This is a genomic window from Virgisporangium aurantiacum (genome assembly GCF_016863635.1).
In the GTDB taxonomy this organism is placed as follows: Bacteria; Actinomycetota; Actinomycetes; order Mycobacteriales; family Micromonosporaceae; genus Virgisporangium; species Virgisporangium aurantiacum.
On record NZ_BOPG01000114.1, the window covers coordinates 1 to 17990 of the forward strand.

Below are 17990 nucleotides of genomic sequence, written 5' to 3' on the forward strand. Positions count from 1 at the left end.
TGGCTCGGGTCTGGGTGACTCGGGTCTGGGGGTTGGTCAGGGCAACTGTGTTCATCGTGCGGCTCCGGTCAGGATGGCTTCGGTCGGGGTTGGGGTCGCTTGGGTGGCGTGGTACTCGACGGCGTCCTTGGTCAGTTCCATGAACGCTTCCTCCAGGGAGGGCCGCACGATGCTCAGTTCGTGCAGCGGGATTCCGGCGTGGGCGGCCAGGTCGCCGATCTGGGCGGCTGACAGGCCGGCGACCTCGAAGACGCCACGATCGATGCTGAGCATGCTTGCCTGCAGTCCGGTGAGCAGATCGTGCAGTTCGGCGGCGCGGGGTGAGCGCACCCGGACGCTGTCGCGGGCGGCGCTGTCGATGAACCCGCTCATCGAGACGTCGGCGAGCAGCCTTCCCTTGCCGATCACGATGAGGTGTTCGGCGGTGAGTGCCATTTCGCTCATCAGGTGTGAGGACACGAACACGGTCCGGCCCTGTGCGGCCAGATCCCGCATCAGATTTCGGATCCAGAGGACACCCTCGGGGTCCAGGCCGTTGGTCGGCTCGTCCAGGATGACCACCTCAGGGTCGGCGAGCAGGGCGGCGGCGATGCCCAGCCGCTGGCCCATGCCGAGGGAGAACCCGCCGACGCGCTTGCGGGCCACCTGTGTCAACCCGACGATGTCGATCACCTCGTCGACCCGGGACGTCGGCAAACCCGTCGTCGCCGCCAGTGCGAGCAGGTGGTGGTAGGCAGAGCGGCCGGTGTGCACCGCCTTGGCGTCGAGCAGGGCACCGGCCTGGCGCAGCGGATCGGGGTGATCGGCGTACGGGCGGCCGTTGACGGTGGCGGTGCCCGACGTCGCGTGATCCAGCCCGAGGATCATCCGCATCGTGGTCGACTTGCCGGCGCCGTTCGGGCCGAGGAATCCGGTGACGATGCCGGGCTTGACGGTGAAGGTCAGCCCGTCCACGGCGGTCCGGTCGCCGTACCGCTTGGTGAGGTCGTGTACTTCGATCATGCCACCAACTGTCGCCGCCGAGCGGCGTAATCGACGTCGTCTGCGCGTGGGCAGGTGGGGTACTGCGGTTGTGGTAGCCAGCCGCCAGCGGTTACCACGCCGAGACGAGGCCTCGTGACCTTGTCTCGCCTACCGTTGTCAGCATGGACATCGCCGCAGCTCGGGCGTGGGGGCACAGACATCTGCAGTCGCGGTCGTGGGCGAAGACTCCCGCCAAGCAAAGGTTGCGCCGTGCTCTACGCTGAAATGCCGACCCGACGTCTTCGCCAGACAGCGGCCGATCTTCTGGCCGCCGCATGGGTTGGCGCCTGGGCCTGGATCGCCGTCAAGGTGTATCGCTGGGTGGGAAGCCTCGCCGCCGTCGGAGACACCGTCCACAAGCGAGGACAAAGCCTCGCCACGGACCTCGACCAAACCGCCGCGAAGCTGCGCGACATCCCGCTGGTCGGCGACCGCGCCGCTGACCCTCTCGCGCAGGCCGCCGACGCGGCACGATCACTCGCCGCTGCCGGGCGAACCGAAAGTAACCTCGTCCATGACCTAGCCGTGCTGATCGTCATCTTGATAGTCATCGGTCCAGTTGGGCTCATTGTGGTGTCCTGGTTGCCTCGCCGGCTTCGATGGGTCACCGACGCTACCGCCGCGTCACGGCTTCGCCACGCCCCGGGCGGAGCCGATCTCCTCGCCCTACGCGCGCTCGCCAACCAGCCGCTCCGCACCCTTGCAAGGCTCGACCTTGCTCCACTGAAAGCCTGGCAACACGGTGAGTCAACCACCGTCCGCACACTGGCCAACCTCGAACTTCGCCGACTCGGGCTTCGTCCCGCACCGACCAACACGACCCAACTCGACAACCGGGCACCGCATACAACGTTGGACATGCGGTAGTACGGCAGGCAGCCGGTCCAGGAGTATCTGCAAAGGCCGCGCACCGATTGGTCGCCTCGGTGCGCGCTGCCGCGGATTGGTCGTCTATGGGTGTAGACCGAGGCTGGTCAACACGTCCTCGGCAGCCCGCTGGTGTGGTGACACGGCCTCTTGACCGTCCATCTTGGACAGTGCGGTTGCGAGCACGATGAGTGCTTCGGCTTCGGCGAACCGGTACCCGGTCTCCCGATGGATGTCCACCGCGCGACGGGCGTCGCGGGCAGCGTCTGCCAGTGACCGCAAGCCGAGGCGTGCTCGAGCCGTCGCGGTCAATGCCAGGCCAAGCAGCGGCATGAGGTGGCACTTCTCGGCGAGGCCCGCCGCCTCAATCGCGAAGCCGAGCGCCGCGCTGTAGTCGCCGGCTGCGACCCGGTTGCTGGCCATCCCTACGAACGCCTCGGCAGTCTCGTACGGGCGGTCCGCTCGGCCGGCCAGCCGGATCGCCTCCCGGTGGCAGTCCAGGGCGACCGTATGGTCGCCAAAACGGTCGTAGGTTTGGCCGAGCGCGCTCAGCGCGGCAGCCTGTTTCGCCGGCCACCCGAGATCCCGGGCCAACGAGACCGCGGCCTGCGCATGTTCCAGCGCAAGGTGATGGCGGCCGGTGTCGCGGTGCACCGCCGCCAAACTGACCAGGATGGACGGTTCGGCGGACCGGTCGCCCGTTTGGCGGCAAAGCGCCAGCCCGTGCTCCAAATGCCGCAACGCGTCGGCGAAGCGACCGAGGAGGTGAAGTACGGCGCCCACGCTGTCCTGTACTTCGACCGCCCGATCGGAGGCGCCAGCACGCTCGTAACCGGCGAGAGCCTCGCCGAGTTCGGCGGCGGCCAACTCCAACCGACCCAGCCGCCGGTATCCGTCACCGAGGTTGGCTTGAATCCGCGCGACGCCGACCGTGTCGCCGGCCGCCCGGCTGAGCCTCAACGCCGCCTCAAACCGTGCTTGGGCTCGTCGTAGCCGTCCGGTCTCGCCGTACACCACGCCGAGGTTGCCGTAGGCGGAAATTTCGCCTTCGTGCCAGCCGGATCGCCGGCTCAGTTCCAACGAACGCCGCAGGTATGCGATCGCTTCGCCCTGCCGGCCCTGGCTGTGACGGACATGGGCGAGGCTGTGGTACAACCAGGCTTGGGCCTGCTCGTCGCCCTCACGGTTGGCCGCGTCGAATCCTGCGGTGCTGGCGGTGAGGTAGTCGGTGAAGTGGCCATGCCGGGCCAGGTAGCGGCGCAACGCACCCGCCAGCCGCCAGGCGAGCGACCGCGGTCCCTTCTCCGCGAGCGTGACACACGCGGCTACCAGGTTCGCCCGCTCGGCGTCCAGCCAGGAGCGCGCGCCACCGCGGTCGGTGAACGGGACCGATCTGGCGTCGTCGTCGACGACTGGCACCCGCAGCAGATCCGGATACAGCATCGCCGCCGCGCGCTCGGCGGCGGCCAGATACCACCGGAACAGTCGCCCAGTAGCCGCGTCGGAATCGGCATCCGTGCGCACGGCGGACTCGCTTGCGTACTGTCGGAGCAGGTCGTGGAACGTGAATCGGCCATACGCATGCTCGTACACGAGATGCGCGCAAGCGAGTCGGTCGAGCATACGGGCAGCGTCCACTTCGGACACGCCGGCGAGTGCCGCAGCCGCGCCGGCGTCGAAGTCGGGTCCGGGCACCAGACCCAACAGCCGGAACAGCCGTTGCGTCTGAGGCGGCACTGTGCGGTACGACAGGTCGAACGCGGCCTGAACCGCTGCCTCCAGATCGCCGTCGACGGCGAGCGCGGCAAGCTTGTTCTGCCCGACCAGCTCGGCGACGTAGTCGGCCGTGCTGCGCTGCGGGTTGTCGATGAGGTTCGCGGCCGCGATTCGCAGGGCCAGCGGCAGGTAGGCGCAGATCCTGGACAGTTCGTCGACGGCCGCCGCATCGGCGGCTACCCGACCTGTGCCGAGGCTCCGGCTGAGCAAGGCGTGTGCCTCGTCGCGGGTCAGTACGTCAAGCCCGACGCGGTGCGCCCCGTCCAACGCCACCAAGCCGCCAAGTCGGTCGCGACTGGCGACCAGGACCAGGCACCGCGGACTGCCAGGCAGCAGCGGGCGGATCTGGTCCACCGAGCGTGCGTTGTCCAAGACGACGAGTACTCGCTTGCCAGCCAGGAGCGAACGGTAAAGTGCGGCCGCCTCGGCCAGATCCGGTGGCGCTCCGGCCGGTGGAACACCGAGAGCGTGCAGGAACTGTGCGAGCGCGTCGATCGGCTGCACCGGTTGGCCCGGAGCGTACCCGCCCAGGTTGACGTAGAGCTGGCCATCCGGAAAGCGGCCGGCGACCCGATGTCCCCAGTGGACAGCCAGCGCAGTCTTGCCCACTCCGGCCGTACCGGAGATGACCGCGATACCACCGGCGGTGGCCGGCTCGCCGGCGCCCAGCGCATCAAGCAGCGAATCCAGAATCGCGATCTCCCTGCCGCGTCCGACGAAGCCGAACACGTCGTGCGGAAGCTGGCCTGGAACCCGTACCGGGTTCGACACCGGTTCCTGAGGCCTCCACGCGAGGACGGATTCCGGCGTCGCCGCGCTCGGCCCGAAGACAGTCGTCTCCACGATCCTGTCGTCGGCCCGCAGGATCGCCTCGTGCAGCCGTTGCAGGGTGGCGCCCGGCTCGATACCCAGCTGCTCGGCAAACAACGTCCGAGCCTGCCGGAACGTTTCCAGCGCATCGGCCTGGCGACCTGCGCGGTACAGCGCCACCATGAGGTACACCCATAGCCGCTCCCGGTACGGATGGGCTGAGATCATGGCGTTCAGCTCGACCGTCAGGGCGACTTCGCGCCCCCCGGCCAGGTCAAGTTCGATCCGCCGTTCCAACGCGTGTTCCCGAGTCTCCTCAAGGCGTCGCGCCGCCGCTTCCAGCGGCGGCGTGCGAAGTCCATCCAGTGCCGGCCCTCGCCAGAGTTCGAGCGCCTCGCGCAACGCTGCGGCCGCCTCGTTCGGCTTCCCGTCGAGCACCAACGTCTTGGCTTGCCCGACAAGCCGGTCGAATCGCTGTAGATCCAATTGACCGTTGGCGACACGGAACATATAGCCCGAACCGCTCGTCTGGATCACTTGCGCGCCATCCGCCGTTCGGCTCAGCAACCGGCGCAGTCTCGTAACCCGGTTGCGTACCTGGATCTGAGCGGTGGCTGGCGGATCATCACCCCACGCCGCCGCAACGAGCTTCTCGATCGGGACGACCCGATTGGCTTCCAAGAGCAGCGCCGGCGGGATGCTGCGACCCCGTGGACCACCGAGCGGCACGGTCCCGTACTGATCGTGCAGTTCGACCGGCCCGAGCAATCGATACTCCATCTACGGCGCACCCCCGATGACCGAGCAGCCCCCACCAGGCGCCGCCATGGACTATCGGGCGACTTCGTTGGCGAGATCTCCGGCGGCGATTATATGCAGGTCGACGCTCACCTCTGGAGACCAGCAGACAGCCGATAGCCCCTGCTGGGCGGGGCTGGCCACATCTCTGAACCACATGCGGTCGACGCCTTCACGCATCGTGACAAGTGGTCGGATGTGGACGGACCGTGACCACCAAGTCCGCACGGCAACGGGGTCAGAACTGCCGACACCGCGCACGATCGGGCGACGAGCGCAGTTGTGAGGAATCGATGATCGGCCGGTTATTCACAGATGAAGCCAACTGTCACCCTGCCAGTGGACGGCACTCTTCCCGACATTCCCGCTGGGCGGCAGCCGAAAGGGCTACGCAGTTGCGGAGTTGGACCAGCTCCAGGAGTGCCGAGAGGAGATCGCCAGGATCCTCGCCAGGTATGCGGGACCGAAGTTCGCAACCCCCGCTCCGCGCCCATAGGCGCCGTGGCACCGGCGACCGGGCGACCCCGTATCCAACCCCATCGGACGCCGCCGAGAGCAGGACGATCGGCTATGGCCGGCAGACCTCGGCCAGCATAGCCGCGGCGTTGACACTCGACTGTCGTCGAGGCCACTTGAATGGCTTCACCCACGTGGTGGCGTTCGGCCGGGCCGAGCCAGGCCCGCGCCCCTCCCAGGCGTCCGCCAACCCACAAACGCTCCGCGACATCGGCGAACAACAGCCGCTGGCCGCCCCCAGGGGCGGCCAGCGACGGCTGGCAGTGGGTGCCTCGATGCGGCCTGGCGCCGTCCGTGGGGTCGTGCGTCGTACGGGGAGCGAATCGTCACCGGCCCCTCAGCTTGGCGCGCACGGCCGCTACGGGCGATACACGGCGGTCGTTTCGATCCGGTCGAGTGTGCGGATTTCGATGGTGGTCACCTTGTCACCCCCCCTTTTTCCATCGGTGTGGTGGACACTGTCCTCGTCCGGACCCGGTCGCCGTGTCGTGCCATCAGGTCCGCGCTCGGTGCGCACGGCCGCTACGGGTAAAATACGGCGGTCGCTTCGATGCGGTCGAGTGTGCGGATGTCGATGGTGGTCACGTTGTCACCCCCTCTGTTTGTCGGTGGGTGGACTGTCCTCGTCCGGTCGGACCCGGTGACCGTGTCGGTGCCATCAGGTCCGCGCTCGGTGCGCACGGCTGCTAGGGGTGATGCACGATGGTCGTTTCGATGCGGTCGAGTGTGCGGATGTCGATGGTGGTCACCTTGCTACCCCTCTCTTCATCGGTGGGTGGACTGTCCTCGTCCGGTCGGACCCGATGACCGTGTCGGTGCCATCAGGTCCGCGCTCGGTGCGCACGGCCGCTAGGGGCGATACACGAAGGTCGTCTCGATGCGGTCGAGTGTGCGGATTTCGATGGTGGTCACCTTGTCACTCCCCTTTTCCATCGGTGTGGTGGACACTTTCCTCGTCCGGACCCGGTCGCCGTGTCGTGCCATCAGGTCCGCCCTCGGTGCGCACGGCTGCTAGGGGTGATGCACGATGGTCGTTTCGATGCGGTCGAGTGTGCGGATGTCGATGGTGGTCACGTTGCCATTCCCTCTGTTTGTCGGTGGGTGGACTGTCCTCGTCCGGTCGGACCGGCGACCGTGTCGGTGCCACTAGGCCCGCCCTCGGTGCGCCAGGCTGCTACGGGTGATACACGAAGGTCGTTTCGATCCGGTCGAGTGTGCGGATCTCGATGGTGGCCACCTTGTCACCCCCCCTTTCCATCGGTGTGGTGGACACTGTCCTCGTCCGGACCCGGTCGCCGTGTCGTGCCATCAGGTCCGCGCTCGGTGCGCACGGCCGCTAGTGTCCTGCGCCGGGAATTCGTTGAAGATATGAGGCGAGGCGGTCGAGGATCTCGTCTGCGGTCTTGGTCCAGGTGAAGGGTTTCGGGTCGCTGTTCCACTGTTCGATCCAGGTGCGGATGTCTTTCTCCAACGCCTGGATCGACCTGTGGGCGGCGCGGCGCAGTCGCTTGTCGGTGAGGAGTCCGAACCACCGCTCGACCTGGTTGAGCCAGGATGAGTAGGTCGGGGTGAAGTGCATGTTGAACCGGGGATGCGCGGCGAGCCACCGCTTGATGGTGGGGTGCTTGTGGGTGCTGTAGTTGTCGCAGATCAGATGCACGTCAAGGCCGGCCGGCACTTCGGCGTCGAGTTTGGCCAGGAACTTGCGGAACTCCACGGCCCGGTGCCTGCGGTGGATCGATCCGATCACCTCGCCGGTGGCCACATCCAACGCGGCGAACAAGGTCGTGATGCCGTGCCGGACGTAGTCGTGGGTACGCCGTTCGGGCATCCCGGGCATCATCGGCAGTACCGGCGCCGACCGGTCCAGGGCCTGAATCTGCGACTTCTCGTCCACCGCGAGAACGATCGCCTTCTCCGGCGGATCCAGATACAGCCCGACCACGTCACGGACCTTGTCGATGAACTGCGGATCATTGCTGAGCTTGAACGTGTCGACCAGATGGGGCTTGAGCCCGAACGCCTTCCACACCCGCCCGATCGTGGACTTCGACAGCCCCGACGTCGCGGCCATCGACGCCCTCGACCAGTGCGTGGCATCAGCCGGCGCCGCCTCCAACGTTTTGACGATCACCTCTTCAACCTGCTCATCGGTGATCCGCCGCGGAGCACCCGGCCGCGGCTCATCGACCAGGCCCGCCAACCGCCGGGCCACGAACCGGTTACGCCACCTACCGACCGTCTGCGGCCAGATCCCCAACTGCGCGGCCACGTCCTGATTCGACTTACCCTCCGCGCACCCGAGAACTATCCGGCACCGCTGCGCCAACGCCTGCGACGACTTCGCCCGCCGCGACCAACGAACCAGCGTCTCCCGCTCCTCACCCGACAACACCAACGGCACCTTCGGGCGCCCACGACCAGCCACACACCGCACGCTACATTAATTCATCGAACTACCGGCGCAGGACACTAGGGGCGATGCACGATGGTCGTTTCGATGCGGTCGAGTGTGCGGATGTCGATGGTGGTCACGTTTTCACCCCCTCTGTTTGTCGGTGGGTGGACTGTCCTCGTCCGGTCGGACCCGATGATCGTGTCGGTGCCATCAGGTCCGCGCTCGGTGCGCCAGGCTGCTACGGGTAATGCACGGCGGTCGTTTCGATGCGGTCGAGTGTGCGGATGTCGATGGTGGCCACATTGTCACCCCCTCTGTTTGTCGGTGGGTGGACTGTCCTCGTCCGGTCGGACCCGGTGACCGTGTCGGTGCCATCAGGTCCGCGCTCGGTGCGCCAGGCTGCTACGGGTGATACACGACGGTCGTCTCGATCCGGTCGAGCGTGCGGATCTCGATGGTGGCCACCTTGTCACCCCCCTTTTCCATCGGTGTGGTGGACACTGCCATTCTCCGGCCGGACCCGATGACCGTGTCGGTGCCATCAGGTCCGCCCTCGGTGCGCACGGCCGCTACGGGTGATACACGCCGGTCGTTTCGAGCCGGTCGAGTGTGCGGGTGTCGATGGTGGTCACGTTGTCATCCCTCTCTTTGTCGGTGGATGGACTTTCCTCGTCCGGCCGGACCCGGCGACCGTGTCGTTGCCACCAGGTCCATCCTCGGTGTGTGCGGCCGCTACGGGCGATACACGACGGTCGTCTCGATCCGGTCGAGTGTGCGAATCTCGATGGTGGTCACGTCGTCACCCCCTCTCTCATCGGTGGATGGACACTGTCCTCGTCCGGCCGGACCCGATCCCCGTCTCGGCGCCACCGGGTCCGAGCCAAAGTAGGTAGCGCCGTCCCGGTCGTGCGGCCCGGCGCCGTTAGTGGGCCGTACGTCGCACAGGAGTGAATCGTCACGGGCCGCTGAGCTTGGTGCACACGGCCACTACGGACGGAACACGGCGGTCGTTTCGAGCCGGTCGAGTGTGCGGATTTCGATGGTGGTCACGTCGTCACCCCCTTTCCTTCAGGGGCCCTTCCTCCGTCGGCGTGGTGGTCACGTTCCTCGTGCGGCGGACCCGGTGGCCGTGCCGCTGCCACCAGGTCCGAGCCCAGAGGAGGTGGAAGCCGCCCAGTACCGCGATGACAGCCACGGCGTCGAACAGGTCGGCACCCGTGCTGGTGTCGGCGACAAGAGTCTCGACCGCGCGGACAAGCAGGAGAAGAGCGGCGGGTAGGACGGTGCTGGCCGCGACTGTCAGACAGATCGCGGTGCCGATGACGAGGACCAGGGCGTACGCGCGGACGGCGCGACGTTCGTGCGCGGGCAGTCGACGGCTCGGGTCTGCGGCGGGTGAGTGGTGGACGCGTCGCAGGCGCCGCCAGAGCCGCGCGGTGGTGTACCGGAAGTAGGCTGTACCGTCGGCGTAGAGGTTGGTGCAGCCGGTGAGGTCCTGGAGGACGAAGTAGGCATCGGTGCGCATGAAGACAAGGCACTCGAACGGGATGGGGATAAGCGAGAGAAGCACCGTCGCAGCGAGGAGCCGTTCGGTCAGACCCGTGGGTTGGGCAACCGCGAGGGTAAGAATGGCTATGGCGGCGATGGACAGGTTGACCGCGGCCCCGGCCAGATAGACCGTCAGCCGCGTGCGGCGTGGTTCGGTCCAGACACCGGTGACGTCGGTCTGTGCAGCCAGGAAGTGCAGTCGCGTGCTCAGGCTCATTCGCCCGGGTACGTCGGCGGCACGGGCGGTGGCCAGATGCGCCAGCTCGTGCATCGCAATGATCGCCCAGGCAATCGCGGTGTTGCCGAGCATGACCGCACCGCCGCTGTCACTCCAGATCAAATCCCGGTAACCGGGGAACAGGCTGCGGTCGGCGAGGACCGCCACGATCCCGGCGACCACGATCCCGGCCGTGGCCCACGCGGCGGCCGGGTGCAGCAACCACCGCACGTGCCGCGCCCGCAACCAGGGCAGCGTCGGCCGGAGCGGTGGCGGCAGCACGATCGCACGACCGTCAACCTGGCTGAGAAATCCAAGCCCGAGCAACGTGGTAACGAACGTCGCCACGTCCACGTCCTGCCCCTCGGCCAGGAGCATGGCGCGGACCGCGTCCACCGTCCGACCCTCGGAGAGCAGCTCGATCGCCCGCACCGCGACCGGTGGCACGGCGACAAACGTTCCCGTCTCGACCCGACCGACGATCCAACCGCCACGCGCCGAACGCATCCGCAGCGGACACACGAGCACGCTGGTCGCACCGGATACCGGCTTCACGAACACCTCCAAACGGGTCGTTGCAGCCATCGTTGTGTTGCGTCTAATCAAAACGTCACCGAACAATCATCGGTTCCTCACAGCTAACCCACGGTCGCGTGTCCGCCGCGAAGTGTGGTGTGCCTTGACGAAAAAGCATCGAGCACCGATATCCTGCTCACGTCGTCGCCCGCGGTCACAGGATCGCTGGTGTGACATCCCGTTTCGACAACGCCGCACCGGTGGCTCCGGGTGTACCGCGCCGGTCGCGATGGTTGTGCCGTGGGTCCCGGTGCTACCGAGGATCCGCGGCACGTGCTACCCCACCCAATTCGTCCTCACCGAGCGGACGGGATCCCCCATGAGCGACATGTACCGGCAATCAGCTCACGTCGACCTGACGGAGGCATGGCAGCAGCTACGAAGGAAGCGCGTGTCCCACGCGCTTCTCGACGAACAGTCAGGGCAGACCATTCCGGTACTGTCACACTACTCGGACGTACGTGCCGCACTACAGGGCAGTGGCCAGGAAGGCGACGACTTCGTCAACCGCAGCACTCTGCTCCCGTTGTACCTCCCCTGCCCCGAGGCACTGACCGTGCTCTCCGAACTCGGAGCCGAACCGGTGACAGCGGCGGGCGATCCGCCGTTCCACCCTCAAATGCGCGCGGCACTCGAATCGGTGTTTCCCTGGAAACGAAGCCACGTAGCCTCGTACGCCCGAGTCATCGAGGGCATCGTCACGGAGTTGCTCGACTCCCGTATCGGGGAGACGGTCGAACTCGTGGACCAGTTCGCGGCAGAGCTTCCGCTGCGCGTGATTCTGCATCTCATCGGGGCGCCAGCCGGAGACGGCGCGCAGATCCGCAAGTGGTCCGACGGGCAGATCCACTTCATCTGGGGCCGGCCGGAGCCCGCCGAGCAGGTCCGGCTCGCGCACAATCTCGTCGCGTTCTGGCTGTACTGCCTGGAACTCGCCGAAAACAACCCACCGCCGCACAGCATCACCGCACGGCTGCTCGCAGCCGGCGTGACCACCAACCAGGCGGCGAGCTTCGCCTTCAACCTCCTGGTCGCCGGGCATGAAACGACCAGGAACCTGATCGTCAACATGCTGTTCCTGCTGCTCGTCAAACCGCAGCGATGGCAGCGACTGCTGGACCAGCCGGCACTCGTACCGATCGCGGTTGCCGAAACGAACCGGTACATGCCCCCGATCATCGCCTGGCTGCGGGAGACCGCCCGTGACGTCACCATCGATGACGAACTACTGCCTGCGGGTACCCGGATCCTTGCCCACATCGCAGCGGCGAACCGCGACATGCCCGGCGGTGACGACTTCGACTTGATCACTAGACCAAGACGCCCGCTCTCCTTCGGCGGCGGGCCACACTACTGCATCGGAGCCGCGCTCGCCGTCCAGGAGGCGGAGACCGCATTGCGTGTGATGCTCACGCGTTTCCGGAACCTCGCGCTCACCCAGAACTACACACCGCGATGCGAGGAGAACATCGGCTTCCACGCGCCTTCGGAACTGTGGGTGACAAACGGATAGGTGCACGGTACAGGCTGTCGACCGCGTCGTGCCCCTCATGGACGAGTGGCTGTGCTGTTGCCCGACCGTATGCCGGCCTGCATCAGCGGCGAGCAGTACGACGCGAACCGGACGCGAACCGGACGCGCACGAGACGGTCGACTGACCGGCCGGTGCCGCAAGGACTGTGCCCGAGCGGGGCCTGCTCGCGGTCGCGTGGCGCGGCGAGGAGCAAGTTCGTAGAAGTGGACACGCGGACCGTGGCCGTCCGCAAAACTTGGCCCATGGCCACTGCTACCGAGGTGGAGCGCGGTGCGTCTTCCCGGTCGGCGGTGCTGAGCCGGGCGCAGGTGAACGTCGTCTTCGTGGCGGTCATGCTCGGGATGCTGCTCGCCGCGCTGGATCAGACCATTGTGTCGACCGCGCTGCCGACCATCGTCGCCGACCTCGGTGGTGCGGGGCACATGTCGTGGGTCGTCACCGCCTACCTGCTGGCCGAAACGGTGTCCACGGTACTGGCCGGCAAGTTCGGTGACCTGTTCGGCCGCAAGCTGGTGTTCCAGGTGAGCGCGGTCGTGTTCGTGGCCGGCTCGGCGGTGTGCGGCCTGGCCAACGACATGCTGGTGCTGATCGCTGCGCGGGTGGCGCAGGGCATCGGCGGAGGCGGGCTGATGGTCACCGCGATGGCGCTGATCGCCGATGTGATCCCACTACGCGACCGCGGGCGGTATCAGGGGGCGCTGGGTGCGGTGTTCGGCGTGACGACGGTCGTCGGGCCCACCGTGGGTGGGTTGTTCACAGACCATCTGAGTTGGCGGTGGGCGTTCTACATCAATGTCCCGGTGGCGGTGGTGGTGATCGCGGTGGCGGCCAGGGCCATCCCCGCCGTGCGCGTGCCGGGCCAGCCGATCGTGGACTACCTCGGCATCGCCTTAGTCGCGGTGGGATCGTCGAGCATGATCCTGGCGTTGTCGTGGGGCGGCAACGAGTACACCTGGGGTTCGCCGGTCATCATCGGGCTGTTCGCCGCAGCTGTCGTGTTACTGGCCGCATTCGTCGTCGTGGAGATGCGGGTTCCCGAACCGATGCTGCCGATGAGGCTGTTCCGCAACTCGGTATTCACGATCTGCTCGACGCTGAGCTTCATCGTCGGCTTCGCCATGCTCGGCGCGATGACGTTCCTCCCCACGTTCCTGCAGTACGTCGACGGCGTGTCGGCGACCGCCTCCGGCGTTCGCACGCTGCCGATGGTCGTCGGGTTGCTGCTGACCTCTGTCATCTCCGGCAACCTCGTCAGCCGCACCGGTCGCTACAAAGCGTTCCCCATCGCGGGCGGCGCGGTCATGTCGATCGGGTTGCTCTTGATGTCCACAATGGATGCCGGCACGGGTGTGTGGGTCGAGTCGGTGTACATGTTCGTGCTCGGGGCCGGCATCGGCCTGTCGATGCAGGTCCTCACGATTGTGGTGCAGAACACGGTCTCCTACACCGATCTCGGTACCGCCACGTCCGGGGTGACGTTCTTCCGCACCCTGGGCAGTTCCTTCGGCACAGCGATATTCGGCACCCTGTACGCGAACAAGCTCGGCCCCAGTCTCAGCGCCGCCCTCGCCGCTGATCCCGGTCTGCCGCCGGCTGCGGCGCACAGCCCGGAGGCGCTCAGGGCGTTGCCCGCGGCGCAGGCCGCACCCATCATCAACGCGTACGCCGACACGATCGGCTACGTGTTCCGTTGGGTCGTTCCCGTCGCCGTTCTGGGTTTCCTCGTCGCATGGCTGCTCAAGGAGCTACCGCTGCGCGACAGCGCCCGTGCCACCGCGTCCGACGTCGGGGAGGGCTTCTCGACCCCGCACTCGGCCGACCGCGTGGCCCAACTCGAACGAGCCATCAGCGCCACCATGCGCACCGTCGATCCCCGCGGGGTCTTCGACGGCGTGCTCGCCGCCTCCGGTAGCCCGCTCAATCCGGCGCAGGCGTGGGCCGTGGGCCAGACCCACCTGCATACGAAGGCCCGCGGAAACGCAGATCTGAACACGATCGCCCACGCACACCGGCTACCACCGGAAGTTGTCATGCCTGCCTTCGCCGATCTGTGTCAGGCCGGCTACGCCCGTCTCGACGGCGACACCGTCGAGCTCACCGCCGTAGGTCAGCTACAGCTCGAACGTGTCCAGGGCGCCTGGCGGCAGTGGCTCGACACCCGCCTGGACGACATCACAATGACCGACCCGGCCGACCGGGTGCTGCTGGATCAGGCCCTGGACAACATCGCCACGAAGCTCGTCGACGAACACGCCGATCGCGTACCTCGCTGAACCGCAGGCCCATGTTCCGCGAGGGTCTCGTCTGAGTGCGGTATCCCCACGTGGTGGGGCTACCACGGTGGTGGTAGTGCAGCGGCCTGCCGACAGAGGACGCCGACTACCCGCCTCAATCCCGATAGTTGAAGCCATGATCGAAGTACACGACCTGACCAAGCGCTACGGCGACCGGACTGCCGTGGACGGACTCAGCTTCACAATCAGACCCGGGATCGTTACGGGTTTCCTCGGACCGAACGGCGCCGGTAAATCGACCACGATGCGGATGATTCTGGGGTTGGACCACCCCACGGCCGGGACCGCCACCGTCAACGGCCGCCGATATGCCGATCATCCCGATCCGTTGCGGCAGGCCGGTGCCCTGCTCGACGCCAAGGCGGTGCACACCGGCCGCTCGGCATACCACCATCTGCTGGCCTTGGCGGCGACAGCGGGCGTACCGCGGTCGCGGGTCGACGAGGTGATCGACATCGTCGGGCTGTCGCAGGTGGCACGCAAGCGCGTCGGCGGATTCTCCCTCGGCATGGGACAGCGGCTCGGCATCGCCAGCGCACTGCTCGGCGACCCGGACGTCGTCATCCTGGACGAGCCGACCAACGGCCTCGACCCGGAAGGGGTGCTCTGGATCCGTAACCTGATGCGGGACCTCGCAGCCCAGGGCCGCACCGTCTTCGTCTCTTCGCACCTGATGAGCGAAATGGCACTGACCGCCGAGCACCTCATCGTGATCGGCCAAGGCCGGTTGCTCGCCGACGTCTCCATGAGCGGGTTCATCGACCGAGCCGGCCGCGACAGCGTCCGGGTCCGCTCGCCCCGCGCTGCGGAGCTACACGACCTGGTCGCCGGGCCGCACGTGACGACGCTGAGCGTCGAGCGCGGCGTCCTGGAGATCACCGGCCTATCGGCTGCCGACATCGGCGACCGCGCCGCCCTCGCCGGAATCCCCCTGCACGAACTGACCATCCAGCGGCCGTCGCTGGAAGAGGCATTCATGGAGTTGACCAAGGACACCGTCGAATACCACGCCACCTCGACCGCAGCCACCTCGGCTGGAGCCGTCCCGACCGACAACACGCTGACCGGAGCCGCACGATGAGCACAGTCGCCCTCACCCGCCCCCCCATCCGCGTCACCCAGGCCCGGGTCACCCGGAGCGAATGGATCAAGTTCTGGTCGCTGCGGTCGACCGTGGCCACGATGGTCGTCGCGGCCGCCCTCCTCATCGGCATCGGGCTGCTCGCCGCGTCGATATTCACCGGCGACACAAGCACGACCACCACCGGTGCCCCGCCCGGCCCAGGCTCGGGGGCCAGCGACCCTGTCTCGGCGAGCCTGGCCGGCGTGACGTTCGCCCAGCTGGTCTTCGGCGCCCTCGGCGTGCTGTTCATGGCCAGCGAGTACGGCACCGGCCAGATCCGGTCATCGCTGGCCGCCGTACCGAAACGGCTACCGGTCCTCTGGGCCAAGATCACCGTCTTCGCCGCGGTCGTCTTCACCGTCGCATTCGCCGCTACCGCGATCGCCTTTACCGGCGGCCAGGCCATCATCGGCGACGGCGGCGCCTCCTGGTCCGACCCGGGCGTGGCCCGAGCTGTGATCGGTACGGCCGTCGTCCTAACCGGATCCGGCATCCTCGGCATCGGGCTCGGCTCCCTCCTACGCTCGACGCCGGCCGCGATCAGCACTCTGTTCGGGGTCCTGTTCCTCCTCACCGGCGTCGCGGAACTCCTGCTCCCCGACGGATGGAGCACCGCGCTGCAGTACCTGCCCTCCAACGCCAGCAGCGCCTTCACCGCCGTCACCCAGCAAACCGATGCGCTGACCCCATGGGCCGGCCTGGCCGTCTTCCTCGGCTACCTGGCCGCCGTCATCGGAGCCGCGGCGTGGCGTCTCAAGCACTCCGACGTCTGACCGCCCCGCGTGCACAGTTCACAGGAGCCACCGATCTACCGCTGGACACAGCCGGATCGGTGGCTCCCACACATCCATCCAGCACGTCGAGTCAACGCGACTCCGTAGACGGGCGGACGGCCGGACGGCGGGACAGCGGAGAACACTGCCGGGGATCTGCCCAACTGCCGCGCGCAACCCTGCGCGTACACATCCTCGAACCGGCCCCCGACCTCACGCGATGGGAAGATCCCGTCGATTGCCATGCGGGTCACCGCGTCGGCTCAGTCTGCTTCGAATCTGACCCGAAGGATGGTCACCGGCATTCCGACCAGGGGCTGGCAGGCCTCGTCGGCGAGGGCGGCCTTCGATCTCCAACGCGCTCGAGTTGCCTGGGATCGGCCCATAGCTGCCAGGCCTGGGCCAGTCGGGCGCCTAACCAACTCCCAGTCCCCCCGCCCAGAGGGCATCTTCTATGCCTGCCACACGGACGCTTCGATGTGATGCTCTGACATAGCGACGCCGAACTGGCGCAGGCGATGGAGAGGAAGGACGAGAATGGCGGCCGGCGGTACAGTTCGTGGGATCGATGGGGATCCCAACGAGGTCGGTCGGCGCCCAGGGGGCAGCGACATCAACCAACCCAACGGGTAGCAGGGGTTCTGTAGTGGGCGCCAGCGTCGAGATCTACGTGAAATATGCGGGGGAGGGGCAGGCGCTCGCACGCCGGGTGGCCGAGTTGCTCGAGGTTACCGGCTATTTCTGGTCCGAGCGTGGATTCGTCCTGGCGGTGGCCGCCGAGCGGTGGATCGGGTTCTCCGGTTGGGCGCACGTCGACATCGACGCCACCGTACTGGGTGAAGACGGGGAGCCGGGTCCGGCCGAGGGCACCGCGTTCTCACCGTACGAGTTCGAGCTTGCGCTCAGCCTGCGTGGTCCCTTGGAGCGGCTCGGCTGGGTGGTCTTCGATCGGTTGACCGAGTTGGGTCTGCCGATGGCCTATGGCGGCGACGGGTCCGTCTTCGCCGACTTCCTGCCCTGTCGCGGAGTCCGCATGTTTCCGCCGCGGACCGATGTCGAGGAGCCCGGCCGGTCGTGGTGGTTCGAGCCCCGGCTGCACACCAACCCGGTCGCGCTGTGGCGTGTGGAGCCGCCGTCGCCACCGGCGCCGGCGGGGCGGGCCATGGTCTTCGAGACTGCGAACCTACTGCAGATGGTGCCGGTGCTGCGGGAAGACCGGATGTGGCGCTGGGGGACGCCGGTGGCGTCGGCCTTGATCGCCATCGGCGCCCGTGACATCGGCATGCTGCTCGGCTCCGTGCTGGGTACCACCGCGCGGCCCGGCCGTGCCGACCGGGCCGCGATCACCGAGGATCTGATCCATTCGCCGGCACAGTCCACTGTGGACTTTGGGAGTCGCACCGTGTCGGTGGAGGTCAGGTCCGACGGGGCGGAGGTGGTGGCATTCCCGCGCGGGCCGCACCCGGGCGGACCCGAGGAGGCCGCGTCAGGCCCGGTGGTCGGCGCGCTGATCCGACGCTGCGACGCGGCCGTCGAGCCCACGATCCTGGGTGAGTTGGTACTCGGTCTCCTCGCCGCGCTCCGCTCGCGGATGCGGGATTGACCTATCGATGGGGGTGAGCGCCCGTGTTTGCCGGGCGGATGTATCAGCGTGTTGGCGCGGCGGGGCCGGCCGACGTGTTGTCACTGGCGCGGCGGGTCAACGCCGACCGGGTGCTTCGACGGCCCCGGGACCGT

10 protein-coding genes are annotated in these 17990 nt (G+C 67.4%); 6 read left to right on the forward strand and 4 right to left on the reverse strand.

The genetic code is table 11. The features are described from left to right. Positions 1 to 51: 51 nt before the first annotated feature. Entirely contained in the window at positions 52 to 1002 is a 951-nt protein-coding gene (locus tag Vau01_RS59035) for an ABC transporter ATP-binding protein (RefSeq protein ID WP_204012616.1), read from the reverse strand. Between the two features lie 231 nt (positions 1003 to 1233). On the opposite strand from Vau01_RS59035, the gene Vau01_RS59040 reads away from it, so the two are divergent. Next, positions 1234 to 1890 carry a hypothetical protein gene (locus Vau01_RS59040; protein WP_204012619.1) on the forward strand — a complete coding sequence of 219 codons (657 nt, stop codon included), beginning with the start codon at positions 1234 to 1236 and terminating at the stop codon, positions 1888 to 1890. An 84-nt stretch (positions 1891 to 1974) separates the two neighbouring features. Here Vau01_RS59040 and Vau01_RS59045 read toward each other — a convergent pair whose 3' ends face one another. The 3 genes from Vau01_RS59045 to Vau01_RS59055 all read right to left on the reverse strand — a co-directional run bounded on the left by Vau01_RS59045 (position 1975) and on the right by Vau01_RS59055 (position 10574). Then, on the reverse strand, positions 1975 to 5256 hold the full coding sequence (locus Vau01_RS59045) for an AfsR/SARP family transcriptional regulator (RefSeq protein ID WP_204012621.1): 3282 nt from the start codon (positions 5254 to 5256) through the stop codon (positions 1975 to 1977). Positions 5257 to 7126: 1870 nt separating this feature from the next. Next, positions 7127 to 8218, reverse strand: coding sequence for an IS630 family transposase (locus tag Vau01_RS59050; protein ID WP_204012624.1), 1092 nt, complete (start codon positions 8216 to 8218; stop codon positions 7127 to 7129). Positions 8219 to 9242: 1024 nt separating this feature from the next. Then, the gene (locus Vau01_RS59055) at positions 9243 to 10574 is read right to left on the reverse strand and encodes a hypothetical protein (protein ID WP_204012627.1); all 1332 of its coding nucleotides are present in this window, start codon (positions 10572 to 10574) and stop codon (positions 9243 to 9245) included. A 274-nt stretch (positions 10575 to 10848) separates the two neighbouring features. Between Vau01_RS59055 and Vau01_RS59060 the strand changes: the two genes are divergently transcribed. The 5 genes from Vau01_RS59060 (at position 10849) to Vau01_RS59080 (ending at position 17856) form a co-directional block, all read left to right on the forward strand. Then, positions 10849 to 12042 (forward strand): cytochrome P450 family protein, encoded by a 1194-nt coding sequence (locus Vau01_RS59060; protein ID WP_204012636.1) that lies wholly within the window; start codon positions 10849 to 10851, stop codon positions 12040 to 12042. Positions 12043 to 12305: 263 nt separating this feature from the next. Next, the gene (locus Vau01_RS59065; RefSeq protein WP_204012638.1) at positions 12306 to 14336 is read left to right on the forward strand and encodes an MDR family MFS transporter; all 2031 of its coding nucleotides are present in this window, start codon (positions 12306 to 12308) and stop codon (positions 14334 to 14336) included. 136 nt (positions 14337 to 14472) lie between these two features. After that, entirely contained in the window at positions 14473 to 15438 is a 966-nt protein-coding gene (locus Vau01_RS59070; protein ID WP_204012654.1) for an ATP-binding cassette domain-containing protein, read from the forward strand. After that, positions 15435 to 16253, forward strand: coding sequence for an ABC transporter permease (locus Vau01_RS59075; protein ID WP_204012657.1), 819 nt, complete (start codon positions 15435 to 15437; stop codon positions 16251 to 16253). Before Vau01_RS59070 ends, Vau01_RS59075 begins: the two co-directional genes overlap by 4 nt. 646 nt (positions 16254 to 16899) lie before the next feature. Beyond that, positions 16900 to 17856: a hypothetical protein gene (locus Vau01_RS59080; protein ID WP_204012660.1), complete on the forward strand. Its 957-nt coding sequence runs from the start codon at positions 16900 to 16902 to the stop codon at positions 17854 to 17856. Positions 17857 to 17990 lie beyond the last annotated feature (134 nt).